Genomic DNA, 24,075 nt, shown 5'->3' with positions numbered 1-24,075 from the left:
TGCCGAATGCCCTTCTTCCCTCGGACTTCTATCCGTTATATCCGTTACGCGCCTCCGTTACCTCTGGTAGATAACTAAATCATTCTGCCTTCAGTCTTCCAATAAATTACTGCCAATTGCCCACAAGCACGAAAGGTGCCCAGAAATAGGGATTCTGATACTGTGGGTTTTTCAGCAGAGTTAATTGAGCGTTGCGGAGGGCTTCAGCTTTGCTGGTTTTAGAAGAAGCCAGTTGTTTGTAAAACTCAGTCATAAAGATAGCTGTAGATTCGTCGTTGACTTGCCAAAGGGTGGCGGCGGTGCTGCGGGCACCCGATCGAATTGCGGCCCCGGCCAAACCCAAAGCCGCGCGGTTATCGCCCGAAGCAGTTTCGCAAGCACTCAAAACCAAAAGTTCGATCGGCTGTTGTTTCTCCCCAGTGCGGGATCGCAGCAGTCGATCGAACTCCCTAACATTCACTTTCTGATCCCAAGTCACAATAAAAGTATCCGCAGCATTCGAGCTAAACTGACCGTGAGTTGCCAAATGGACGATCGGGTAAGACAAAGCTTTAATTCGATCGTGCAACCGCCCGCTGACAAAATCTTCATTCAGCAGCGAACTCGCAGGCATCTCGGCTGCAATTTGTTGAATTTCCTCCTTCACCCCCGGCAAAGCCGAGAAGCCTTGACGCGCTTCCGAGAGGGCAGCGGTGAGCACTTTTAACTTGACTTCCCTCAGCGGTTTCGGTGCCAGCAGTTGCAATCCCGGCGCCAAAGCAATACTGTATTTTTCTACCAAAAACTTTTCACCGTCGTGCAGCACAGCCATCGGCAGATTCCGCAAGTAACCGTCGAGCACAAATACCAGGGTTTTAATCCCGCTAGCCGCCAAATCCGCCTCTGCGGGGCGGATTAACCAGTCATAAACCTGTTCAACGGGTCGCCTCCTGTCGCGGGGGAAAGCAGCAGGCCTGATGGCATTTTTGGCTTGTCTGAAGGCAGTTTCCAACTCGGCTTGAGACTTCCTAGTAGTGTAGCGGCGCAGAGGTTTGCCGGGAATTGACAAAATTACCTCCAAACGATCGCTCAAAATAATCGGATAAATCACCGCCGCTGTAGGATCGATTTCCTCGATCGACTGTGGTTTAGCATCAGCGCAAGCATCCCGAAAAAAGTTGTCCAATTCCGCCAACTGCAAAGATTCCACCGTTTGGCGCGCCAGTTTCAATTTAGCTTGACTGGGAGATTCCTCTTGCAAAAGCAGCCCGACTAATTCCCGATAAACCGGTTCGGCACTTTCCCGAAACGAAAATTGCACTTCGGGATTGACTGTCACCAAATCGCCCCGCAGAGAAGACAGTACATTCACAGCTTGAGTATATTGAGCGATCGCCCCTTCTGTATTCCCCTGAGCTTTCTCAATCCGTCCCAGTTGCCAAAACAATTGGTAAGCAATATCGGGAGATTGAAACGTCGGTGCTAAACTCAAAGCCTCAGTGGTGAGATTTTCCGCTTTCTGATACTGCTGTTGGATTTCCGATAGTTTGCCTTTAGCTGCCAGAATATAAGCTTGTATTCGTTTGTCGCCCAAACTGTTTGCTGGTTCGACAGAGCGATCGAGCATTGTGTCAATCTCGCTTAAACTCAAAGTTTTCGCAGGCGACTGAGCTAATTTCATCAAGCTTTGAGCTAGATTGATTTGAGCGTAAAGTCCAGCGCGATTCGACCCAAATTGAGCGACTTGAGGTTCGATGGAACGCCACAAAACCTCTGCCTTAGACCAATCTTGGCTATCGACCAACAAACTCAATTGGTTTAACTTTGCCTGAATTTGTAGGAGAGATCGATCCGGCATCGCCTGGATCGATCGAGCATAATACTCTAGGGCAAAGCGTTCCCAATCACCCCGCTGTTCGGGTGTCAAACCCGGTTTATTGCTTTTAGCCCGTACCGTATTGCCCAGATTGAGATAAATTGCAGCCTCCTCTGGTCGGCTACCTAATTTTTGGGCTGCTTCGAGTCCAGCCAACAGCACATCATGCGATCGTTCGAGTTGTCCCAAAACCCGCAGCACCCGCCCTAAAGCATGAATTGCCCGGACTTGTTCGAGGGAAACCAACCCACTTTTCAAAGTTTCCAAACCCTCTGTCGAAACTTCGCAAGTTTGGTTTTCCAGCTTGAAAGAAGCTAACAGAATTTTGCAAGCTCTGGGGTAAAGTCCGAGAGTTTCCCAAGCCCGACTTTGATTAATTTGAACTTGAAAAACTTGGTTTTTTCTATCAATTTGCTCGAAAATTTTAGCAGCTTGCGTCCAAATCTCGATCGCATCTTGAGTCTGCCCCCGTTCGAGTTGCAACTGTCCTTGAATGTTGAGAGTTTCAGCCAAAATCCGCTGCTGTTCGGGAGTTTTTGCCTGTGTTCGCACAGCCGACAAACTCGAATTCACAGCTTGTTCTGCTTGTTCCCAAAGCGCCAACTGCCCGTAGGTTGCAGCTAAATTGCTCAAAGCTGCGGCGCGATCGAGATTTTCGCCTTTTGCCTCAAACTGCGCCGCCGCTTGCTGCAACAGCGGTACAGCTTCCGAAAAACGTTCCTCTTGGTAAAGAGTTCGAGCTTGACGGACAAGCTGCACCGCTGGTGGTGGATTAACCTGAGCAACTCCGGGAGGAATCGCAACTGCTAGCAGACAGGAAATCACAAATAACAGAATTACTTGCCGGAGCGATCGAGTAAACTTCATATTTTAAAAATAAAATTACAGATGCAGACACACATACTAACTAACCCAAATACATCTTATTCTTTATCTGCGTTAATCCGCGTTAATCCGCCTACATCTGCGGTTAAAAAAAACCTAATTTCAACGCGGCACACAACCATAATTCTGCCGAGGATTGCGAGAGTCAGCAGCATTACCCGGATTGTATCCAACAAGCGTAACTTCTCCTTTCCCATTCACTACCCAACCTTGCGCCGGAACAACTTCCCGATCCCGGATTTCCCCTTCTTCCAACTTCGGTCTATCTGCTACATCCGTTAAATCCCCTACATTGCTCGTTGCATCTCTTCCTGCCTCTTCCACCCACGGAAACGGCGATGCAGCGCTGCTGAGGGCATCATTAGGACTTGCTGGCACTCCTCCTTTCCCAGTAGCGGTAAACTCGCTCTCGGCACCTCGGATGCAGGGATTTGCAGCAATTAACGCAGCCGGATTGACCACATTTTGCGGCAGTTCCACTAAACCTTGAGCAGGATTCACCCCAGAAGCACTAAATGTTACAGTACCTTGCAAAGCCGGGCCGCTACTTTGGGAAATAGCCGCAATATCGCTGGTAGGAATTAGAGAAGTCGGACTTACTTGCAACGCTGCAAATTCAGCATCAGTCAGTCCTAAACTACTCCTAGCTTGTTCGCGGTTAAGGCTTGTAAAGCCAAAGATATTTGGTACATTGACCGTAACTTGTCCGCCCCTAGCTGTGCGAGCATTAGCAGTAATATCACTATTCTCTCGGGGTAAAGCTACCAAAATATCGCTATTAATTCTGATATTACCACCGTCAGAAATACCTGCATCGGTGGTAATTCGGCTACCGCGCCGTAACTGAATATCTTGCGCTTTGAGGTTAATATTAGCACCGGAACCAGTGACTGTTGTGCCATCAATTATGCTTTTATTTTCCAGGGCAATGGAGTTAGCTACAACATTAATATTGCCAGCCCTACCTGTTCCTAAAGACTGAACATTAACGACTGCGCTATCCCGAAGAATCAATTGATTAGCATTCAAATTCAACGAGCCGGCATTTCCGCTAGCATTGGAATTGACAGCATTAAACGCCCTACCAGCCGAGGCCTCAATTCCACTCCTCAACCGACTGTTGCTCCCAATACCTTGCACTTCTAAGCGATCGGCATTAATTGTAATATCTCCTGCATCTGCTATACCCAAAGAAGCCGCAGAAATAACCCCGCCATTCTGCACAGTTAGTCTAGGTGTTGAGAGGCGGATATCTCCACCTCTACCAGAACTTGCAGTTTGAGTAACAAAAGAACTTGCTACATAGCCCGCATTCGCCAAAAATCTTGACTCGCCGCTGACTTCTATAGACTCGGAGGCTCTCACAGTTAAATTTCCTCCCGTCCCCCCACTTGTAGAAAACACGACTTCGCCAAAAATCGCACCCGTAGTTAAACTAATTGTGGCTCCATTAGAAACACTCAGCCGCTTAGTGTCGATCGTAATATCCCCACCTTTTCCATTACTATCAAAAGTATTCGTGCCGAGCCGAGTTTGCCCTAGACCTACAGGAAGACTACCCGACAATTCCACAGATTCACTCGCTTTAATCGCGATATTCCCCGATGCTCCATCACTACGGCTGAAGCTGGCAAAAGCACCACCATCGCGCAGAATTAACCGTTGGGCTTCCACAGTGATGTTTCCGCCTTGACCAGTGGTTGCGTTCGTTGTTCCGTTATAGAGCGTTGAACTGACGAGTTCGACGGTGTTGGCGCGGATATTCAAATTTCCGCCATTCCCAGCACCAAAGGTGGGGGCACCGCCCACTACCCCATTGCTCATCAACAGCCGTCCGGCTTCAAGGTTAATGTCTCCGGCGGCTCCACTGCCAATAGCGCTAGTAAACAGAACAATTTGCGAAATAAAGGGATTGCCTGTTCCAGATGTCTGAAAATTTTCTGTAAGCTGCTGATAGCCCTCAATTCCCAACCCAATCATTTCTAGTGAGTCAGTAGCGCGGATGTTGATATCGCTTCCTCTCCCCTCTCCCAGTGTGGAGGCGAAAATTTGCGCTCCCCCCTCTACTCGCAAGTTTTGGGAATAGATGTCAATGCCTCTACCATCGATATTTCCGAGTGTCAGTCCATAAATTCCTGAACCATTGAGATTAATATTTCCACCTCGAATATCGACTTTCCCACCTCCTAATCCGCTGGTATTTATAAATGCACCGTTCATTTCAATATTGCCGAAGTTCTGAATATTGCCATAGTTTAAATTCAGACCTAAAGTTGTTGGTTCAAATTGCACTAAACCTGGAGTCTTGACGCTACCTAGAAGAATTTGTCCGGTATAAGCAGTTAGATTTCCTCCTTGGAGTTGAATGTCACCGCCAATTAATGCTAAAGTTTGACCGGGGTCTACTGCTAAACCGAGTTTTTCAAAAGCCGGAATTTCTATGGGTAGTGGCGGTAAGGCTGATTTGGGGGCCATTGTTTGGGAAGAGTTAACAATTGTGCCGGGATTTTCTCTAAATCTTAAACCCACAGGAATATTAATTGCTAACAATGGCACTGCATTAGAATTAGCTGCACTAAATTCAAAGCCATTATCAAAAAGAATTCCGCTACCAGTTGAACCGATAAATGAGCCACGCAGATCTAACCTCGCATTGGGGCCAAAGACAATCCCTTTTGGGTTAATTAAAAATAAGTTACTGTTTCCCAAAACTCCGAGAGTTCCTAAAATATTAGAAGGATTGCCACCAGTAACGCGGGTGAAGATGTTGGCAATTCCGCTGGGATTGGCAAAATATGCTCCCCGCCCTTCACTGATGTTAAATTCGCGTAAACTGTGAAAGAGGTTAACGCCGCGAGTTGCACCGCCTTCTATTCTGTCTGAGGGTAAATTATTAATTGTGTCGGTTTCGGTGCGCGAACTTTCTGCACCCAAGCTATTATCGGGGATGATTTGGGCGATCGCAGGGAAAGGACACAGCAGTAAGAATGCAAAAAATAGGGCGGAAGATTGGCGGCGCATCTTTGAAGTCTGGTTAATTTAATATTAGAAAAATAGGGAGGGGTTAGCTAAAACCTGAAGAGTACCTATTGAGGTACGCAAACACCCGTCGGTTTCGGACTGCGAAGAGATGCACCACCACCAGAATTATAGGCTACCAGGGTTACTTTTCCTTGCTCATCTATTAACCAACCTTGAGCAGGAATAATTTCTGTTGGCCGAACTTCTATGGATGCTCTTTGGCCTTCTACTTGCTGACTTGCACCTACGGCTGGTTCCACCCAATTAAACTGGCTAGAATTGCTGCTGAGAACATCATTAGGACTTGGTGGCACTCCTCCTTTACCAGTAGCGGTAAACTCGCTTGCTTGCCCTCGGATGCAGGGATTTGCAGCAATTAACGCAGCCGGATTTACCACATTTTGCGGCAGTTCCACTAAACCTTGAGCAGGATGCACCCCAGAAGCCCTAAATGTTACAGTACCTTGCAAAGCCGCGCCGCTACTTTCAGAAATAGCCGCAATATCGCTGGTAGGAATTAGAGAAGTCGGACTTACTTGCAACGCACCAAATTGAGCATCTGTTAATCCCAAACTCGCTCGAACCTGTTCGCGAGTGACTGCTCTAAACCCGAAAACATTGGGAACATTAATATTAACCCGACCACCTTTAGCCGATCGCGCATTAGCAGTAATATCGCTATTTTCCTTGGGGAGAGTAACCAGAATATCGCTTTTAATGTTGATATTGCCACCCTCAGAAATACTTGCATCAGTTGTAATTCTGCTCCCTCGGCGCAACTGGATATCCCGTGCTTCAAGGTTAATATTTGCTCCTGCACCGGATGCCGTTCTACCGTCAATGCTGCTTTGGTTGTCAAGGGAAATTGAGTCTGCTTTCACGTTAATGTTACCAGCCCGAGCCGAGCCCAAGGCTTGCAAATTAAGTGTTCCCCCATTGCGAAGAATCAATTGCCCGACATTCAGATTCAACGAACCTCCGTTAGCCGTAGCATTGGGATTTCTAACGCGAGAGGCAATCCCAACGGAAGTCTGAATTTGACTGTTAAATTCACCTTGACCCCCATTACCAATCACCTCTACACGGTCCGCATCGATCGTGATACTGCCGGCATCTCCTTTGCCTAAAGATGCAGTAGAAATAACTCCCCCACCCCGGAGAGTCAGTAGGGGTGTAGAAATATTTATACTCCCTCCCCGATTAGCAGCGTTGGCATCAGCGGAAATGAAACTGGGATTCCGACTCCCATTAGCCAAAACTCCAGAAATACCCTCTATTGTTACTGACTCACTGGCCCTAACTGTCAAATTACCTCCGCGCCCGCCCGTTGTATTTAACGGTTGGTTGCCCACAATCGTTCCGCTAGATAAACCAATTCCGCCTCCTTCAGAGATAATCAACCGCTTTGTGTCGATATTAATGTCCCCGGCTTGCCCATTCACACCAGCCGCACTTGAGCCGATTAAGGTTGCTACGGGACTTCCAGCGGGAGTCTGCAGCACTTCTACTGATTCAGAAGCTTTAATGTTGATATTCCCCGATGCTCCTCGATCGCGGGTAATGCTAATAAAAGCAGAATTATCCCGCACGGTTAAACGTTCTCCCTCAAAGGTGATATTTCCTCCCCTACCCGTACTCCCCAAAAGTGTGCCGCTGTTGATTCCAGAAGCTACCAGATCGAAAACCCCGGCACGGATGCTAATATTTCCGGCGTTGCCAGCACCTAATGTGGTGCTAGTCAATGCGGTTCCGTTTTCTATCAGCAGTTTTCCCGTGTCGATCGTGATGTTTCCGGCATTTCCCATGCCAATAGTGCCAGAGATCAGAACAATTTGTGGGTCAAAAGGCTTGAACGAGCCAGATACCAAATAGCTACCACCAAACACTCTATAGGTCTCTAATCCAAGGCCGATCGTTTGTACCGAGTCGGTAGCGCGGAGGTTTATAGCGCCTCCGGCACCACTTCCTGCTGTCAGCGTGGAGATTTGCGTTCCACCTTGGGCTAGAAAATTTTGAGCGTTAATATCGATGCCCCTGCCCTCGATGTTTCCCCAAGTCAGTGCATAAATTCGCCCCTTGTTGATGTTGACATTTCCACCTCGAATATCAACTTTGCCGCCACCGATTCCACTGGTGTTGATCAGTGAGCCGTTGGTCATTTCAATATTACCAAAGTTGGAAATATTGTCATAGTTTAAATTTAACCCAAATGGCGTTACCCCCAATCCAACCATCCCTGGACTAGCGACGCTACCCAGCAAAATCTGTCCGGTAGATGCAGTGAGTGCTCCCTGATTTAATTCAATATCTCCGCCCACTAGGGCGAGAGTTTTTCCGGGCCCAACTGCTAAGCCCATGTTATTGAAAATCGGCGGCATTCCCGGGGGTAATTGTGGTAAATTCAAGGCGGGTGCTGCTGAATTGTTAATGATTTTACCCGGATTTTCTCGAAAATTTAAACCGCTCGGTATATTGACATTTAACAGGGGCAATGATTGCGGATTGCTGCTGCTGAATAGATAGCCGTTATTGAAAACTACGCTATCAGCAGAACTTGCTAAAAAGGAACCACGCAAATCTAACCTCGCATTGGGACCAAAGACAATCCCTTTGGGATTAAGTAAAAATAAGTTGGCATTTCCTTCGACTCCCAACACACCTAAAATATTAGAAGGATTGCCACCAGTAACGCGGGTAAAAATATTCGCAATCCCGTTAGGATTGGCAAAATATGCTCCTCTGCCTTCACCCACGTTAAATTGTTGTAAACTGTGAAATAAATTTGCTCCGCGAGTTGCACCGCCTTCTATTCTGTCTGAGGGTAAATTATTAATCCTGTCGGTTTCGGTGCGCGAACTTTCTGCACCCAAGCTATTATCGGGGATGATTTGGGCGATCGCGGGGAAAGGACACAGCAGTAAGAATGCAAAAAATAGGGCGGAAGATTGGCGGCGCATCTTTGAAGTCTGGTTAATTTAATATTAGAAAAATAGGGAGGGGTTAGCTAAAACCTAAAGAGTACCTATTGAGGTACGCAAACACCCGTCGGTTTCGGACTGCGAATAGATGCACCACCACCAGAATTATAGGCTACCAGCCTTACTTGTGCTCGATCGTCCATTACCCAACCTTGAGCGGGAATAATTTCTCTTGGTCGAACTTCTATGGATGCTTTTTGGCCTTCTACTTGCTGACTTCCACCTACCGCTGGTTCCACCCAATTAAACTGGCTAGAATTGCTGCTGAGAACCTCGTGAGGACTCGGTGGCAATCCCCCCCGCCCCGTCACAGTAAACTCGTTCTCGGCCCCTTGGATGCAGGGATTTGCAGCAATTAAGGCAGCCGGATTGACCACATTTTGCGGCAGTTCCACTAAACCTTGAACGGGATTCACTCCCACAGAACTAAAGGTTACCGCCCCTTGCAAAGCCGGGCCGCCACTTTGGGAAATCGCGGCGATGTCGCTGCTGGGAAGCAGAGATGTAGGACTTACTTGCAACGCTGCAAATTCGGCGTCACTGAGCCCCAACCTGTTTCTGACTTGTTCGCGACTCGCTGCGGTAAAACCAAAAACATTGGGAACATTGATATTCACGCGGCCGCCGCCTGCTGTGCGGGCGTTGGCTGTGATGTCGCTGTTGTCTTGCGGGAGGGCGACAAGAATGTCGCTGTTGATGTTGATATTGCCGCCGTCAGAAGTGCCTGCATCGGTAGTAATTCGGCTGTTGCGGCGCAACTGGATGTCTCGCGCTTGCAGGTTAATATTTGCTCCTGTACCGGATACAGTCGTACCGTCAATCATCGCTTTGTTATCAAGAGCGATCGAATTTGCGACAACATTAATATTACCAGCGCGTCCGGTTCCCGTAGCCTGCACCGTGACTGTAGCTCCATCTCTGACAATTAGTCGAGCGGCATTCAGATTCAACGAACCGGCATTTGCCGTCGCCTGGGGATTAGTACCAAATATCTTGCCCACGGAAGCATCAATTGTACTGACAAACAGACCGTTATTTCCGCTGCCGCTGACCTCAATGCGATCGGCATTAACAGTAATATTCCCCACATCTCCCACCCCCAAAGAACTCGTAGAAATTACCCCCCCATCGCGCACGGTTAGGCTTGGCGTATCAATGCGAATATCCCCGCCCGGACTAGAGCTCAAAGTTCCAGAACTCAGCGCACTAGCACTCTGAATTCCGCTGGTCAAAAGTTGAGAAATACCTGAAATTTCTACTGATTCACTAGCCGTAACTGTTAAATTTCCAGCAGGCCCCCCATCCCTAGAAAACAAAAACCTGCCAATTAACACACCCGATCCTACTGTAAACGCAGAGCCCCTAGAGAGAGTCAACCGCTTGGTATCGACGTTAATATTCCCCGCCCTTCCGTTAGAGCCGATACTCAGGGTGGTAATTCCGGTTGACACAACTGTTGTCGGGCCGCTGTTAGACAATTCTACTGATTCAGCAGCATTAATTTTGATATGGCCCGACGGGCCGCTGCTGTAGCTCGTCGTACCCAGAATAGAACCATCGCGCATAATTAATCTCGCGACATCAACACTAATGCTTCCTCCCGCACCGCTACTTTCTTTAGCTGTTCCGTTGTTAATTCCAGAACCCACCATCTCAAAAGTATTGGCGCGAATGATTAAATTTCCGCCATTTCCACCGCCAAAAGTGATGCCGCTACCTACTACCCCATTGTTGAAGAGCAGGCGGCCGGTGTCGATCGTAATATTCCCCCCCGAACCAGCGCCAGCACTAGCATTAAACAGCACAAATAGCGGGTCAAACGGGTCTGTAGTTCCCGATACCAAATATTTAATTGAAAGCTGTTGATAGCCCTCAACTCCCAGCCCGCTCATTTCTACTGAATCAGCAGCGCGGAAATTGATATTGCCTCCTGCACCATCTCCAAGAGTCAAGGTAGAAAATTGCGTGCCGTTTTCCACTCGTAACTTTTGGGCGCTGATATCGATACCTCTACCATCAATATTTCCCAGTGTCAGCGCATAAATTCGCGCCCCGCTGAGGGCGACATTTCCACCTTTTAACTCTACTCTGCCACCACCAATTCCGCTGGTGTTGATAAGCGTTCCATCGGATATTTGAATATTCCCGAAGTTGTGAATATTGTCATAATTTAAAGCTAAATTCCCCTGCTGAGCAACAGGAGGAGTCAGTGCAAAATCAACTAAACCGGGACTGGCGACGCTACCGAGTAAAATTTGTCCGCCGCTGGCGGTTAAATTGCCGCCTTGCAGTTGAATGTCACCGCCAATCAGTGCTAAACTTTGACCGGGATCTACTGCTAAACCAACTCGATCGCTAATTGGGATTGGCACAGCAGAGGCTGGCAGGTTTACCTTTCCTACAGCCGTCGATTGATTGACAATTGCACCGAGATTGTCTCTAAATCTTAAACCAACGGGAATATTAACGGTTAACAGGGGAGATGTTTGCGGGTTTGTGCTGCTGAATTCAACGCCGTTATTAAACACAATACTGTCAGCACTTGAACCGATAAAGGAACCGCGCAAATCTAACCGAGCATTCGGGCCGAATATAATTCCTTTCGGATTAATTAAAAATAAGTTGCCGTTGCCTAAAACTCCCAGAGTTCCTAAAATATTAGAAGGGTTGCCGCCCGTAACGCGGGTGAATATGTTGGTAATTCCGCTGGGATTTTCAAAATAAGCTCCCCGCCCTTCACGGATGTTAAATTCGCGCAAGCTGTGAAAGAGGTTAACGCCACGAGTTGCGCCGCCAGTGATTCTATCTGAGGGTATGTTATTGATAGTATCGGAAACAGTCCGTGAACTTTCCGGGCCCAAGCTACTGTCTGGGATGATTTGGGCGAAAGTTTTCGAGGGAAATAGCAATAAGAAAACAAAAAGTAGGCCGGAAGAGAGGCGAGACATAGCTTAAATCCAGTTAGATAAATAATATCGTTTCCGGTTCCATCAGAATTATATATTTGGATTATATCAGTGCGAGCGCCCCAGTGTTCGAGCGACTCTCTTTACCCCTAAAGTGGACTTTTCCCAAATCTAATGACTTTTCCCAAATATAATAAAGATAGCTTTTTTCAGTGCGACGGCTGAGGAAATCTGTTTCTGTTTAAATATGTGTGTAGAATATGCGTCCGAACGTTGACTCTCAGAAGATAGAACGATTGATGGAAGTCTTGGGTAGAGAAGCTCAGGGTTCAGGCTGCATTTATTTTACGGGTGGTGCTAGTGCCCTACTGATTGGATGGCGGAGTTCCACAGTTGATATCGATATTCGTCTAGATCCTGAACCCCCAGGCATCTTTCAAGCGATAGCCAAAATCAAACAAGAATTGAACATCAATATCGAACTAGCTTCCCCACAAGATTTCTTACCTCCACTGCCGGGCTGGCGTGACAGGAGCATCTTCATTGGCAAACACGGTCAAATCTCGTTTTATCACTATGACTTCACAGCCCAAGCGCTCTCCAAACTATCCAGGGGATTTGACCGTGACATTAAAGATGTTCAAGCCATGTATGAAAATGAATTATTTTTCTTAGAAGAACTACGTGATAGCTTTGAAGCCATTGCACCCGAATTAATACGATTCCCTTCTCTTAATCCTGAGTTGCTTAGAAGCAAAGTTGAGAACTTCATCGAACGTTTTAAAGGTAACTCAGAGGAGGAACAGTCATGAGCTTGAATGAGTTGCCGGGAGCGGAGCTAATTCTACCTGGATTGGACGAGCTTCATCATGGTAAGAGGAATACAGTTGGGTCATTGTTAGTCGCGATCGCAGCAACGCGCCTAGCCGAAGCCGGCTTAGATGTTCCTAAAGATGGTCTAGCAGCAGAGCCAGAACTGACCCTGTATGCTCTTCTTGAAGATGAACGGGATGATGCCTACCTCTATTACAATGCTTTGCTGAATCGCCTGAATAGCTTTTGTAACGCACTTGAACTTCGTTATATGTATAAGCTATGAAAATTGGATTACGCTATTTCAAAAAACTTTTGGGCGAGCGTATTAAAAACAAGATTGACAACCTTGCCAGAGCCACAGCCATAGGCTAAGATTTCGCAAAGGTCGAGAACACAATGACGATAATTCCAACTATGAACTACCGAAACCACATCACGATCGAACCAAATAAACGCGGTGGTAAGCCTTGTGTACGCGGCTTGCGAATTACGGTTTATGAAGTGCTTGAGTACCTAGCTTCCGAGATGACCGAAGCAGAAATTATCGATGATTTTCCCGATCTGACGCGAGAAGATTTAAAAGCCTGCATAGCTTATGCTGCTGACCGTGAGCGTCGGTTTATGACTGCGACCTTATCCGCATGAAATTACTTTAGGATAGGAAGGATTAATTAGGGAATACTCAAATGGCAATTAACACTTTAGAGGAACGGCTTGCAGTAGTGGAAGCAGCGCTCACTGAGTTGCAGAAGCAAATTGTGGCTTCTCAACCGACGAATTGGTTGCAACAAATTATAGGGTCTTTCAAAGATGAACCTGCCTTTGAGGAGCTACTTGCCTATGGACGAGCGATTCGCCAAGGGGATGAGTCTCTCCTCGAAGCTCAAGATGAGCTATGAAATATCTACTGGATACAGCTCATCTGAGTATTCTTCAACGTCAAGCAGGAATAGATTTTAGCACCCTTTCGACGCGCATGGCTCAGTACCCGCTATCAGATTTTGCAGTATCGATGGTATCAGTTCTATAAATTTTGCTATGACAACCACAGAAAAATTGATCGTGCTTGCTCTAGGTATTAGTGCAATCAGCTTATTTGCTGGGATTCTCTATCAAGCAGTCAGTCAAGTAATTGATCGACGTAAGTATCCTCCGCAGGGTGAACTGTTTGATATGGGGGGATTTCGTCTACATCTCAACTGTGTGGGACAAGGGACACCAACAGTCATCATGGATGCTGGCGGTGGTGCTTCCTCAATTACGTGGGGCTTGGTTCCATCTGAAATTGCTAAGTTTACTCGTGTCTGTACCTACGATCGAGCAGGGTTGGGTTGGAGCGATCCCAATCCCAGGATACCTCGCACAAGTCAGCAGAGTGTTGATGAATTACACGCCCTGTTGGCCAAAGCTGAGATCGAACCTCCCTACATTTTAGTTGGACACTCGTTGGGTGGAGGCAATATGCGACTGTATGCCAGTCAATATCCAGAAGAAGTGGTCGGACTGGTGCTGGTTGATTCTGTCCATGAAGATCAAATAACACCCGCAATATGGAAGCGTATGAAAATGGCAATTTTGCTTTATCAGCTTCTGGCAATTGCCAGTCGGGTTGGAGTGTTACGATTAATCGGAGATATGAATCTGTTGCCAATGTTTAAGAATATCAAACAAGAAATTCAAAAATATCCGTTGGCAGTGCAAGCTCTATTTGATACCTACAAATCTTCCTGTTACCGCCCCTGTTATTGGGCAACTATATCAAGTGAGCTTGCCAACATGAAAAGCAGCTTTAAGCAACTGCAAGCGAGTACACTACTGGGGAACCTGCCTTTGATTGTATTAAGTCAAGGCTCTAAAAATCCAGAGATGAGTGATGAAAGATTCCAGCAATGGGCATTACTTCAGCTAGACTTGACCCAACTATCCTCAAATAGCCAACATATCATTGCAGAAAATAGTGGGCATCTTGTACCGCTAGATCGGCCTGAATTGGTGGTTAGTGCGGTTCATCAACTGATTGAGAGGACTTAAAGTAGTGTTGGGCGAAGAGAAGTGTTGGAGTTCGATCGCACTCAACCCAACCTAAAATTTAGAAAGCAAAGTAATTAATCCGAAAGTATAAGCCTTTTTCCTGCAAAGTTCGATCGCCCGATCGAGCATTGATCAAAGGAATACCGTAGTCTAAACGCACATTCAACCGATCGCCCATCTGCCAAACCAGCCCCAAACCCGCACCCAGCAGTTTATCCGACTCAGGATTCGCCTTTTCCTCCGACTGGTTCCACCCTAGCCCAAAATCGATAAACGGAGCGACTTGCAACAATCCTTCGACTTCCGGGACACGCCAAACCGGGATTCGCACTTCTGCAGACGCGATCGCACCGCTATCAGTTAACAGCAAATCTTGGCGGTATCCGCGCACGCTTTGAACCCCGCCGATCCCAATTTGTTCGAGGGAAAGCAGAGGGCGATCGGCTAATTGAATATCGGAACGCACAATCAGCAAGGTTTCTGGCGCTAGCAGCCGCACGTACTGCGCTTGTCCGCGCCACGCCAAAAAGCGGCTGTCACGCCCGCTATCGTTCGCAGTAGCGCCGAACAGATTAGTGCCGAGGGAAAACTGCGATCGCGCCGCGAACACTTGGTTGGAACTCCGCTGCACGTATTCTTGAAAAAAGCGCACAGCCGAAACCCGGGTTTCGCCGCGCTCGTTTGCTCCCGCCGAAAGCGCAAATCTTTCCCCCAACAGGAATGTATCGCTTTCTTGCCGGGAAAAACTCAGTCCCAAAGCCAAAGTGCGATCGGGCTTTTCGACAATCGGCTGGCGGTAAGTTAACTCGTAAGTCCGCGATTTCCCCTCAATTTCAGCAGCATCAAACGGTTCCTCGATGATATTGGTGCTAGCAGCACTCGCAGCTAACCCAATCGTGCCGTTGCGCGCGTTGACGGGGACTGTGTAGCTGCCGTTGAATTCGTTGCTACCGTCGGTGTTAGCATAAGATACCTCTAATCCGTCGCCCAAACCGAGCAAATTTGCTTGATTGATGCGAACACCGCGCCGAAAACTGCCGACGCTGGGCGATCGGTTGTTGTCTGCGAACACTTCACCGCTAAAGCTGTTTGCTTCTTTTACCCGCACTTCTAAGCGGCTGTTTTCCGGGCGGCTTCCGGCTTGCAATTCGGCGGAAATATTGGCAATTAAGGGGTCGAGTTGCAGCAATTGCAAGGCTTCCAGCAACCGAGATCGGTTGAGGGGGCGTCTGGTAGCGCGCTCAAGGCGCGATCGCACGTAATTTGAATTTAAGCGCCTGTTTCCAGTAATCACAATTTCATCTAATCCGCCTTCTACAATCCGAATTTTCACCACACCTCCGTCTCTCGGAAAGGTTTGGTTGGCGAGAATTACAGCGCCGGAATTGATGTATCCTGCCGCTACATATTTTTGAGTGACGGCTGCTTCGGCTGCGATCAGTTCAGCAAAGGTGATTTCGCGCCCCGCAAACTGTTGCGTAACTTCTGCGAGTTCGCGATCGCTAAAAGCCGTGTTGCCCTCAAATTCAAAGCCAGCGACCTTAATTGTACCCGGAATCCCCGGTGTAATTTCGCTTTCAGCGGGTGTTGGCTGGGTGGGTTGGAGGGGAGACGGCGCAGGCGGTTGCGGCGGCTCAGGAGCTGGTAATTCGGGTTCTCGCGGCAAAATTGGGTTGGGCAGTTGACTCAGTTGCAAGTCGCGATCGATACCCAAATCAATTTTTTGTCGGTCAATATTTTCTTCTAGCTTTTGATCTGAGTTAAAAAGCTGGGTTTCTTGAGTTTTTGTGCTGAAAGTGCGATCGGCCTGAGATGTTGCACCATTGTCAATAAGCCTTTTACGGGCGGGCAGGATGCCCACCCCACAAGAAAACTCACTCCTTGTGGAACAGGCATCTTGCCTGTTCTTGAGAATGGTGTAAGATGTCACATCGACTGAATTTGCCGCAGACGGCGGTAAGTCGGGAGTTTCCGCCGCCACCGATTGTTCTGACTCTGTGGGTAACTGCGTTTCCTCGTCTTTTATCGGCAAGTCTTCGCGTTTGTCAAAAGTGGTATCGTTGGGGGCTAAAGCTTGATCGCCTCCGCTGCTGACTGCTGCCAAATCCTCAACATTTGAGGTCAAAACTTCAACTGTGCTAGCGGATGTTTTCGCTGGTTTTCCCAACAAAACTAACCCAAAAATACCAGCGAATAAAAATAGTTTTTGCGATCGACAAGCCATAGAATATAATTATTATCTCGCTTAAGTGGGGGAAAATATTTTCAGGAACTTAGCACCCTCAAGTAAAAATCAATCTTAACAGCAAAAAAGGAAACAGCCGTCGCAGCCAGCAGTTTGGGCGACGCTACAAACCAAAAGGTCGATCGACGGCTGTTCATTTCCCAACACTTACGCACCAACCGGATTTTTATCCGAAAAAATATCGTGTAAGTCGATCGTAAACAGTAAAAAAAAGCCTATATTTTTGGTTGCAAAACCTACGCTTTCATGCTAAGGCAGCGACCAGAACAGTCCTAGACGCCAGGGTAAACCAGAAACCGGGTTGTTTCCGAAAAGACGGGTTACAACTGAGTTCTTGCACCATTCTCAATAATCTTTTTATGAACAGGCAAGATGCCTGTTCCACAAGAGAGAAATTTTCTTGTGGAACAGGCATCTTGCCTGTTCTTAAGAATAGTGCAAGATGTGAGTTACAACCTGCAGAGCCACTAAAAAACCCGGTTTCTTTGATTTTGGTGCATCATATCGTTTCCGGTTGCATCGAAATAATAAAATCGACTCAACAGTTAACACTCAACCATTCAGTTTTTCGACCTGCCCGTCAACAGTCAACAGTCAACAACAGTTAACACTCAACCATTCAGTTTTTCGACCCGCCCGTCAACAGGCAACAGTCAACAGTCAACAATTCCGGAGGAGTGCAACCGGAATTGATATCATACCAAATCCGACTTTAAGACCCCCTTTATTATTGAGTCCGCGTCTACCCACCTCCTGTGCGTAGACGCCGTTTCAACCGCCAAGCCTGATAAAGGGGATTTGTAACTGTGAATTATGCAGACCGGCCCGCACTAGCTGCAGCACCCATTTGAGCGCCGTCAGTCAATCCCACCAACTTAGCGCTCAACTCCCACATCCGCTCGCCTTTTTCATCATCGCGGGCCTGGGGAGAAACCTTCTGCACAAAAGACTTACCATCTTTTTTCTGGCGGTTCCCCCAACTCCAATAAGCCCCAGATTGCTTGTATTCGGGATCGGCAACCACCATCGCCAGCCTTTCCCCCGCCAACTCCTGCGACACGTAACCCCCGGTGATATTCTTCTGAAACAGCGGGAACAGCTTCTGAAACAAAGGATAGTGGTTGCGGAACAGCGGCGTATCCGCAACGCATCCCGGATACAGCGAAGTGAAAGTAATCCCCGTGGATTCGTGAAAGCGGCGGTGCAATTCCCGCATCGTCAGCACGTTGCAAACTTTGCTATCTTTGTAAGCCTTGACCGGTTCAAACTTCTTGCCGTCAGCCATCGAAATCGGGTCTTTGAAACCCGCTTCAAAACCCTCAAAATTGCCCAAATCCGGGCGCGGCGGAATCTTCCCGCCCAACTCGTCTGGATTGTGAGTCACGGTTCCCAAAATCACGATTCTCGCATCGGAATAATAGGAAGGCTTCATATTTTCCATCATCAGGTTGCACAGCAGGAAATGACCCAGGTGATTGGTAGTCATCGTCAACTCGTAACCCTCCGGGCTCCGCAGCGGTTCTTTAATCAAAGGCATATAAATGGCGGCGTTGCACACCAAAGCGTCCAGAGGCCTGCCGCTGGCCTTAAATGCCCGAGCAAACCGACGCACGCTCTCCAAATCGCCCAAGTCAATCTCCATGATGGAGAAACTGCCTTGAGGTATGCCCAACTCTTGGGCTGCGTCTCCGGCTTTCCGCACGTCCCGACAGGCCATGACTACGTGCCATCCCTTGTCTGCGAGAGCTTTCGCGCCGTACAAACCGACGCCGGAGGAAGCGCCGGTGATGATAACCGTTGATTTGTGATTTTGTGCCATCTTGTTAAAAGCGCTTCCGCTATTGATTTTTTTCAGGCACTCAAACGCTGAGCTAGCAGCTTGGATGTTTGGAAGTACCCTATGGTTATTAGGATATGGGGAAACGTTCTCGATCTCAACTGGGAGCCTCTCACTTTTGCAGCCAAGCCCGAAATTGGAGGCCGGAGACAGGAGGCAGGAGGCAGGAGGCAGAAGCCAGGAGGCCGGAGGCAGAAGAAGTGTTTTTACAAATAGGAGATGCTCGCTCTCAACGGGCGATGAAAATTAAATATGGCTCCAACTCCGACTCGTATTTTGAGAAATTAACCGTAAATCTTTTAGGGGCGGGTTCACCATTATCTATGATGCACATACTCGGTATTTATTGATAAACCCGCCCCAACCAACTCAACTAAGAAATAGCTGCGGGTTCCTGATAGGTAGGGAAATCGATATAACCTTCAGGCCCAAAAGAATACCAGACGCCGACTTCAGCAGGCGGATTGAGCGGCCAACCATTAGTAAAACGCTCTACCAAATCGGGATTGCTGATAAAATCCCGACCGAAAGCAATTAAATCCGCAACTTTGCTGCTCAGGGCCGTTTCAGCCTGTTCTTGAGTATATCCGCAGTTGCCGACGAGCGGCCCTGCAAACACATCGCCAAACTCTGCTATCATCATGGGCGTTCCCAATTCATGAAAGCCAAAAGCCAAACCGTCCACCAAGTGAAGGTAAGCTAAATCATAGGCATTTAACTGCCCTGCGAAATACAGAAAATCTTCCCGATATTCTGGAGAACCCATATCATTGTAAATACCGTTGGGAGAAAGCCTAACTCCCACTCTGTTTGCCGGAAATACTGTGATAATCGCCTCGACAATTTCCTTAAGAAAACGGTAACGGTTTTCAACTGTGCCGCCATAGGAATCTGTGCGGTGATTGGTTTTGGTTTGCAGGAACGTGTCAATGAGATAGCCGTTTGCCGCGTGAATTTCTACACCGTCAAAACCCGCCATTTTTGCCCGTTCGGCTGCCTTGCGATAATCTTCTACAACCAGGGAGATTTCATGGGTTTCTAGAGCGCGGGGGGTTTCGTAGGGTTGTTTGCCTAGAGGGGTATGAATGCCTTCTCCGTTTATTTTGATGGCAGAGGCTGCAACTGGCAATTGATTGTTTTCATGAAAACTGCTGTGGGAAGCTCGTCCGGTGTGCCAAAGCTGCATGAAAATCGGTGTTTCGCGGGCATGAACCGCAGTCACAATTTGTTTCCAAGCTTCGCCTTGCTCGTCTGAATAAATACCGGGCGTATTGAGCCAACCATTAGCTTGAGTAGAAACCACTGTGGCTTCTGTAATGATTAAACCAGCGGAGGCTCGCTGAGTGTAATACTCTGTCATCAAGGCGTTGGGCATCCGCGCTTCACCGGCTCTGGCTCTCGTTAGGGGTGCCATGACTACCCGATTTTTTAAGGATAAATCTCCGATTTTTAAGGGGCTGAGTAGGAGTGGAGAAGTTGTTTGATTGGTCATAATTTTGAGGTTTTATCAACTGAATAATCTGGGAAATCACATATAGCAACTGCCCGTGTTAGGATGCAAGGCACAAGACATCCAAGGGTGGCCAAAACGTAAGCAATCAAACTCATCAAGCTGTTTGCGAATTTGACTTTTTAGCCAAGACTCTTCTTTGTTCAATTTTGTTAAACTCTGGAGAGTATGGCGGTAAATATAATAGTCTACACCCTGCTGTTTGAATCAATTCCTGAATCCGACCACTTTTATCAAAGGTGAGATTATCTATGACCACTACCTGTGCTGCGACAAGTGTTGGAAGTAAACTTTTTTCCGGCGAAGAAGGAGTCAGGAGTCAGGAGTCAGGAGAAGAATACCCTCTTTCCTCCTGTCTCCTCCTCTGGTGAATACTTCCGAAAGTTTCAATCCCTGATAGGGTTTTAGGTTGATTGCGGCTTTCCGTCCGTATTTTTTGTCAATGAAAGAGGCAAGGTTTCAATCCCTGATAGGGTTTTAGGTTGTTTCCGGCACGGCGGAAGTTCTTAGTTAGGGTGCTGACTGCTGGGTTTCAATCCCTGATAGGGTTTTAGGTTGTTTCCCGCCCAAAATAGAAGCTTTAGACGTGGTTAAAACACAAGTTTCAATGTGCGCGATCGCTTCCAACAAAAACTGATCGCCCTCTGCCGCCAGTACAACCTGGAAATCCGCGATTAAATCAAAAAAAAAGCAGCCGGTAAAGGCTGCTTTGACAAAAAAACCGTTGTTGAGTTAGAGGAAAAAACTTTTAAATCGAATTCAAATTACCGCTGTTTCCACTCCTGCCTGAGTTTCCACTATTTTCATCTACCGCTGACTCACCCTGCCTTCAGAACAAAACTTCAAATCCCGATTAGAATGCTGCTGAAAGTTCGTTGACCACTTTCACTCGGCCTCTGAGCACCGCCCGCAGCAAGCGGTTGATACAGCCTCTGTCTTCGTCATTCAGAGAGTCGTCGAAGGTGGCGGCCATCAAACCGTAGCGATCCGCCAGAGTCAAAACGCCTGTATCGGTTACAGAAGCGAGGATTTCAGAGATAGCGCCGGGGAGGAGTTGTACGGGGTGCATGGCAGTGCGGTTGAATTCGATATATCTATCATCTTCTGGTTTCCTTAAAATATCGGTGATATTAATAAGGGCGCGAAGGTGATTCTCTAGGGTGAAAGCAAGTGATCCGAGTAGAGTAAAGTTGTGACTTGGGTCACAGTGCCACAGGTGGCGGCGGGAAATTCCATCCCGCGCCGATTTTTGGGTAGGACGTGGGGCTGACGGCATTTCGCTAAGATGATCGTTAATCCCCCAACCAGTTTAATTTTTACCCCAGTACCGAAAATGCTTGATTTTCTCAATCCCATCTTGGGCCGCAAGCCCGATCGCATCAAAGCCAATGTGGAAATCTATACTTGGCAAACCTGTCCCTACTGCATCCGCGCCAAAACTTTGCTGTGGTGGAAAGGCGTAAATTTCACGGAATACAAAATTGATGGCGACGAAGCCGCTAGAAAAGCAATGGCCGAGCGCGCTAACGGACGCCGCAGCGTGCCCCAAATTTTCATTAATAAGCAACACGTAGGCGGCTGCGATGACATTCACAAACTCGATTCAGATGGACAGTTAGATCCGCTGCTAGCTCAACCAGCAGTTTAAATTAGTGTAGGTTGGGTTTCCTTCCACCGGCTCAACCTACAAATTTACAAATCTTTGGCAAATTTACTTAGATTATCTTGCCGCCATTTAGCATCGGCGCGCCTGTCTGTTTGCAATTCTAAGACGCGAATCCCGCTATTTGGCAAAAAACTTAATTTTTGTTTGAACTGTTCCCAATCGTCTATTATCTCGTGTTCCACGCCGTAAGTTGCACACAACTGAGCAAAATTTATCTGCTGCGGCGTGGCAAAAAACTCTTCAAAGGGCGGGTCAAATTTGGCAACGGGCAACATTTCAAAAATTCCGCCACCGTTGTTATTAATTAATATGATTGTCAGATGACCGACAAATTTATTTTTAATTAAAAAACCGTTCGTATCGTGCAAAAGTGTTAAATCGCCTGTTAGCATGATGCTGCTTTGATTGCGGTGAGCAACAGCTAAAGCTGTTGATAATGTGCCGTCTATACCGTTAGCGCCGCGATTGACAAAAGGTTTTATTTCTAAGTTGTTTGGCTTCCAGAAAAACTCTACATCTCTGACGGGCATACTGTTGGCAATAAATATCGGTGTTCCAGGTGGCAAAATTTGGGAAAGCAGCCAGGAAACTTTGGGTTCGATTATGTTGTTAATTGTTGATATTTTTTGGTCTATTGTTTGTCTGACTTGGGTTTCGGTGTTGCGCCAAAGTTGGAGGTATTCGTTTGATGGAGAGGTTAGAACCCCCCCTAACCCCCCCTTGCTAAGGGGGGGGATTTGAGTTGACTCGCCCTTGTTTAGGGGGGGGACTTGAGGGGGGATATTAGTGGTAGCAGTGGTTAGAACCCCCCCTAACCCCCCCTTGCTAAGGGGGGGGACTTGAGGGGAAATAGCAGTGGCTAGATGCTCTATAGAGGTTCGCAGGTGAATTGTTTTGCCGTGTAGCGGATCGAAGTTGTGGTGGCTGGGGTCGATTATGTAGCGTTTTGGTTGGGTTTTGTCTAGCCAGTTTCGCAGTTCTTTGCTTGTGGGTAAGTCTCCGATTTGAAGGGCGATTTCTGGGGTTAATTTATCTGCTAGTTCGCGGTTCCGCAGGATTAAATCGTAGGTGGAAATTAGATAAGGATTGAGTTGGGCGTAGTTTCTGACTGGGGATAGTCCTTCTGCTAAAACTGGCCAGTTTAATAATTGGGAAATTTGGGCGCTCGCACTACAGTATTTTTCGGCAAATTGAGGCTGTGCAACGCCTGCAATAATAATCCCTTTGCTGCACTTTTGCCACTGTTGCATTGTACTTTCTTCTCCCCCCCTTAACAAGGGGGGGCTGGGGGGGGTAGAGCTTTCTCCTGCGAAAATGGGTTCTAATCCTGCAAAGAAATCTTCGGGATTAAATTCTGTTTCTAAAGCTTCTACGGCTATGTCTGGAATGGGTACAAGCGGGTCGCGAAACGGGATATTGAGGTGGACGGGGCCTGGTGTTGGAAATTGCGATCGCTCCCAAGCATACACGATCGCCTGCCGCAGATAGTCTAGCATTCCTCTGGACGCAGAAGGTATCGCTAATTCGGCTTGCCAGTTGGGATAATTGCCGTATATTTTCACTTGGTCGATCGCTTGTCCGGCGTGACAGTCCCGCAGTTCGGGAGGTCGATCGGCAGTGAATATTAGCAGCGGAATTCGACTTTCTCTGGCTTCAATTATCGCCGGATAAAAGTTGGCTGCGGCGGTTCCCGATGTGCAAATTAGTGCGGTTGGCAAATAGGATTTTTTGGCAATTCCTAATGCGAAAAAGCTGGCTGAACGTTCGTCGAGTATGGGAATAGTTTCTATTTTTTTGTTTTGAGCAAAGGCTATTGTTAGCGGTGCCGATCGCGAACCGGGACAAATCACGGCGGTAGTTAATCCCAACCGCTGCAAAGTTTCTGCTAATACGGAAGCCCAGACGGTATTTGTGTTGCGAAAATCTATTGGCATTGCTAAACCTGAGTAGCTCAACTCTGTATTGTGCTAGGATATTATACTCAAATAATTGTCAGGATACATTTTTATGATTCTTGAGGCGGTTGTGCTTAATGTCAAATCTGGGTGTGAGAGGGATTTTGAGATAGCTTTTAGAGAAGCCTCCAGTCTGATAGCGTCTATAGATGGATATTTATCTCACGAACTTCATCGCTGCACAGAAGTTCAAGGAAAATATCTATTATTGGTGAGATGGGAAAATTTAGAAGCTCATACCATTAGATTTAGGAATTCCGCTCAATATCAAGAGTGGAAAAGAATGCTTCACCATTTTTACGATCCTTTTCCCATAGTAGAACATTTTGAGGAGGTGAAAATTAAACATTAACACAGACTCAATCAATTA

Annotated in this window: 16 protein-coding genes and 1 pseudogene; 7 read left to right on the top strand and 10 right to left on the bottom strand. The window is 47.4% G+C overall.

Annotation, left to right across the window (positions count from 1 at the left end):
* Positions 1–106: 106 nt before the first annotated feature.
* The 4 genes from QUA62_RS19780 to QUA62_RS19765 all read right to left on the bottom strand — a co-directional run bounded on the left by QUA62_RS19780 (position 107) and on the right by QUA62_RS19765 (position 11,687).
* Positions 107–2,722, bottom strand: a complete 2,616-nt coding sequence (locus tag QUA62_RS19780; protein WP_333406168.1) for a CHAT domain-containing protein — start codon at positions 2,720–2,722, stop codon at positions 107–109.
* Positions 2,723–2,842: 120 nt separating this feature from the next.
* Complete coding sequence (locus QUA62_RS19775; RefSeq protein ID WP_333406167.1) at positions 2,843–5,761, bottom strand: S-layer family protein; 2,919 nt, start codon at positions 5,759–5,761, stop codon at positions 2,843–2,845.
* A 65-nt stretch (positions 5,762–5,826) separates the two neighbouring features.
* Positions 5,827–8,718, bottom strand: coding sequence for a two-partner secretion domain-containing protein (locus tag QUA62_RS19770; RefSeq protein ID WP_333406166.1), 2,892 nt, complete (start codon positions 8,716–8,718; stop codon positions 5,827–5,829).
* A gap of 65 nt (positions 8,719–8,783) precedes the next feature.
* A complete protein-coding gene (locus tag QUA62_RS19765) occupies positions 8,784–11,687 on the bottom strand; it encodes a two-partner secretion domain-containing protein (protein ID WP_333406165.1) in 2,904 nt (967 codons plus the stop codon).
* Positions 11,688–11,905: 218 nt separating this feature from the next.
* Here QUA62_RS19765 and QUA62_RS19760 point away from each other — a divergent pair, with 218 nt between their 5' ends.
* From QUA62_RS19760 to QUA62_RS19740, 5 genes are all read left to right on the top strand, one after another.
* The gene (locus QUA62_RS19760) at positions 11,906–12,457 is read left to right on the top strand and encodes a DUF6036 family nucleotidyltransferase (RefSeq protein ID WP_333406164.1); all 552 of its coding nucleotides are present in this window, start codon (positions 11,906–11,908) and stop codon (positions 12,455–12,457) included.
* Entirely contained in the window at positions 12,454–12,744 is a 291-nt protein-coding gene (locus tag QUA62_RS19755; RefSeq protein WP_333406162.1) for a hypothetical protein, read from the top strand. The genes QUA62_RS19760 and QUA62_RS19755 overlap by 4 nt, the downstream gene beginning before the upstream one ends.
* Before the next feature lie 131 nt (positions 12,745–12,875).
* Positions 12,876–13,106 (top strand): DUF433 domain-containing protein, encoded by a 231-nt coding sequence (locus QUA62_RS19750; protein ID WP_333406174.1) that lies wholly within the window; start codon positions 12,876–12,878, stop codon positions 13,104–13,106.
* 41 nt (positions 13,107–13,147) lie between these two features.
* Entirely contained in the window at positions 13,148–13,360 is a 213-nt protein-coding gene (locus QUA62_RS19745) for a hypothetical protein (RefSeq protein WP_333406160.1), read from the top strand.
* A 139-nt stretch (positions 13,361–13,499) separates the two neighbouring features.
* On the top strand, positions 13,500–14,492 hold the full coding sequence (locus QUA62_RS19740; protein WP_333328184.1) for an alpha/beta hydrolase: 993 nt from the start codon (positions 13,500–13,502) through the stop codon (positions 14,490–14,492).
* A 58-nt stretch (positions 14,493–14,550) separates the two neighbouring features.
* Here QUA62_RS19740 and QUA62_RS19735 read toward each other — a convergent pair whose 3' ends face one another.
* From QUA62_RS19735 to QUA62_RS19715, 5 genes and pseudogenes are all read right to left on the bottom strand, one after another.
* Positions 14,551–16,716 carry a ShlB/FhaC/HecB family hemolysin secretion/activation protein gene (locus tag QUA62_RS19735; protein WP_333406158.1) on the bottom strand — a complete coding sequence of 722 codons (2,166 nt, stop codon included), beginning with the start codon at positions 16,714–16,716 and terminating at the stop codon, positions 14,551–14,553.
* A gap of 832 nt (positions 16,717–17,548) precedes the next feature.
* Positions 17,549–18,556 (bottom strand): protochlorophyllide reductase, encoded by a 1,008-nt coding sequence (locus tag QUA62_RS19730; protein ID WP_190731608.1) that lies wholly within the window; start codon positions 18,554–18,556, stop codon positions 17,549–17,551.
* A gap of 391 nt (positions 18,557–18,947) precedes the next feature.
* Entirely contained in the window at positions 18,948–20,066 is a 1,119-nt protein-coding gene (locus QUA62_RS19725; RefSeq protein ID WP_333406155.1) for an alkene reductase, read from the bottom strand.
* Between the two features lie 36 nt (positions 20,067–20,102).
* Positions 20,103–20,373: pseudogene (locus QUA62_RS19720) on the bottom strand (transposase); the annotation flags it as partial.
* Between the two features lie 564 nt (positions 20,374–20,937).
* A complete protein-coding gene (locus tag QUA62_RS19715; RefSeq protein WP_006633950.1) occupies positions 20,938–21,153 on the bottom strand; it encodes a hypothetical protein in 216 nt (71 codons plus the stop codon).
* A 264-nt stretch (positions 21,154–21,417) separates the two neighbouring features.
* On the opposite strand from QUA62_RS19715, the gene grxC reads away from it, so the two are divergent.
* Positions 21,418–21,732 (top strand): glutaredoxin 3, encoded by a 315-nt coding sequence (grxC, locus tag QUA62_RS19710; RefSeq protein ID WP_333406153.1) that lies wholly within the window; start codon positions 21,418–21,420, stop codon positions 21,730–21,732.
* A gap of 44 nt (positions 21,733–21,776) precedes the next feature.
* Here grxC and menD read toward each other — a convergent pair whose 3' ends face one another.
* Positions 21,777–23,684 carry a 2-succinyl-5-enolpyruvyl-6-hydroxy-3-cyclohexene-1-carboxylic-acid synthase gene (gene menD, locus QUA62_RS19705; protein ID WP_333406151.1) on the bottom strand — a complete coding sequence of 636 codons (1,908 nt, stop codon included), beginning with the start codon at positions 23,682–23,684 and terminating at the stop codon, positions 21,777–21,779.
* 73 nt (positions 23,685–23,757) lie between these two features.
* On the opposite strand from menD, the gene QUA62_RS19700 reads away from it, so the two are divergent.
* Positions 23,758–24,057, top strand: a complete 300-nt coding sequence (locus tag QUA62_RS19700) for an antibiotic biosynthesis monooxygenase (protein ID WP_333406149.1) — start codon at positions 23,758–23,760, stop codon at positions 24,055–24,057.
* Positions 24,058–24,075: the final 18 nt, after the last annotated feature.

Source organism: Microcoleus sp. MON1_C1 (assembly GCF_036701945.1).
GTDB lineage: Bacteria > Cyanobacteriota > Cyanobacteriia > Cyanobacteriales > Microcoleaceae > Microcoleus.
This window is presented reverse-complemented; position numbering and strand designations above follow the sequence as displayed.

Coding starts and splice junctions, on each gene's coding strand:
- QUA62_RS19780 (WP_333406168.1), bottom strand. CDS start 2,722: ATGAAGTTTACTCGATCGCTCCGGCAAGTAATTCTGTTATTTGTGATT.
- QUA62_RS19775 (WP_333406167.1), bottom strand. CDS start 5,761: ATGCGCCGCCAATCTTCCGCCCTATTTTTTGCATTCTTACTGCTGTGT.
- QUA62_RS19770 (WP_333406166.1), bottom strand. CDS start 8,718: ATGCGCCGCCAATCTTCCGCCCTATTTTTTGCATTCTTACTGCTGTGT.
- QUA62_RS19765 (WP_333406165.1), bottom strand. CDS start 11,687: ATGTCTCGCCTCTCTTCCGGCCTACTTTTTGTTTTCTTATTGCTATTT.
- QUA62_RS19760 (WP_333406164.1), top strand. CDS start 11,906: ATGCGTCCGAACGTTGACTCTCAGAAGATAGAACGATTGATGGAAGTC.
- QUA62_RS19755 (WP_333406162.1), top strand. CDS start 12,454: ATGAGCTTGAATGAGTTGCCGGGAGCGGAGCTAATTCTACCTGGATTG.
- QUA62_RS19750 (WP_333406174.1), top strand. CDS start 12,876: ATGAACTACCGAAACCACATCACGATCGAACCAAATAAACGCGGTGGT.
- QUA62_RS19745 (WP_333406160.1), top strand. CDS start 13,148: ATGGCAATTAACACTTTAGAGGAACGGCTTGCAGTAGTGGAAGCAGCG.
- QUA62_RS19740 (WP_333328184.1), top strand. CDS start 13,500: ATGACAACCACAGAAAAATTGATCGTGCTTGCTCTAGGTATTAGTGCA.
- QUA62_RS19735 (WP_333406158.1), bottom strand. CDS start 16,716: ATGGCTTGTCGATCGCAAAAACTATTTTTATTCGCTGGTATTTTTGGG.
- QUA62_RS19730 (WP_190731608.1), bottom strand. CDS start 18,556: ATGGCACAAAATCACAAATCAACGGTTATCATCACCGGCGCTTCCTCC.
- QUA62_RS19725 (WP_333406155.1), bottom strand. CDS start 20,066: ATGACCAATCAAACAACTTCTCCACTCCTACTCAGCCCCTTAAAAATC.
- QUA62_RS19715 (WP_006633950.1), bottom strand. CDS start 21,153: ATGCACCCCGTACAACTCCTCCCCGGCGCTATCTCTGAAATCCTCGCT.
- grxC (WP_333406153.1), top strand. CDS start 21,418: ATGCTTGATTTTCTCAATCCCATCTTGGGCCGCAAGCCCGATCGCATC.
- menD (WP_333406151.1), bottom strand. CDS start 23,684: ATGCCAATAGATTTTCGCAACACAAATACCGTCTGGGCTTCCGTATTA.
- QUA62_RS19700 (WP_333406149.1), top strand. CDS start 23,758: ATGATTCTTGAGGCGGTTGTGCTTAATGTCAAATCTGGGTGTGAGAGG.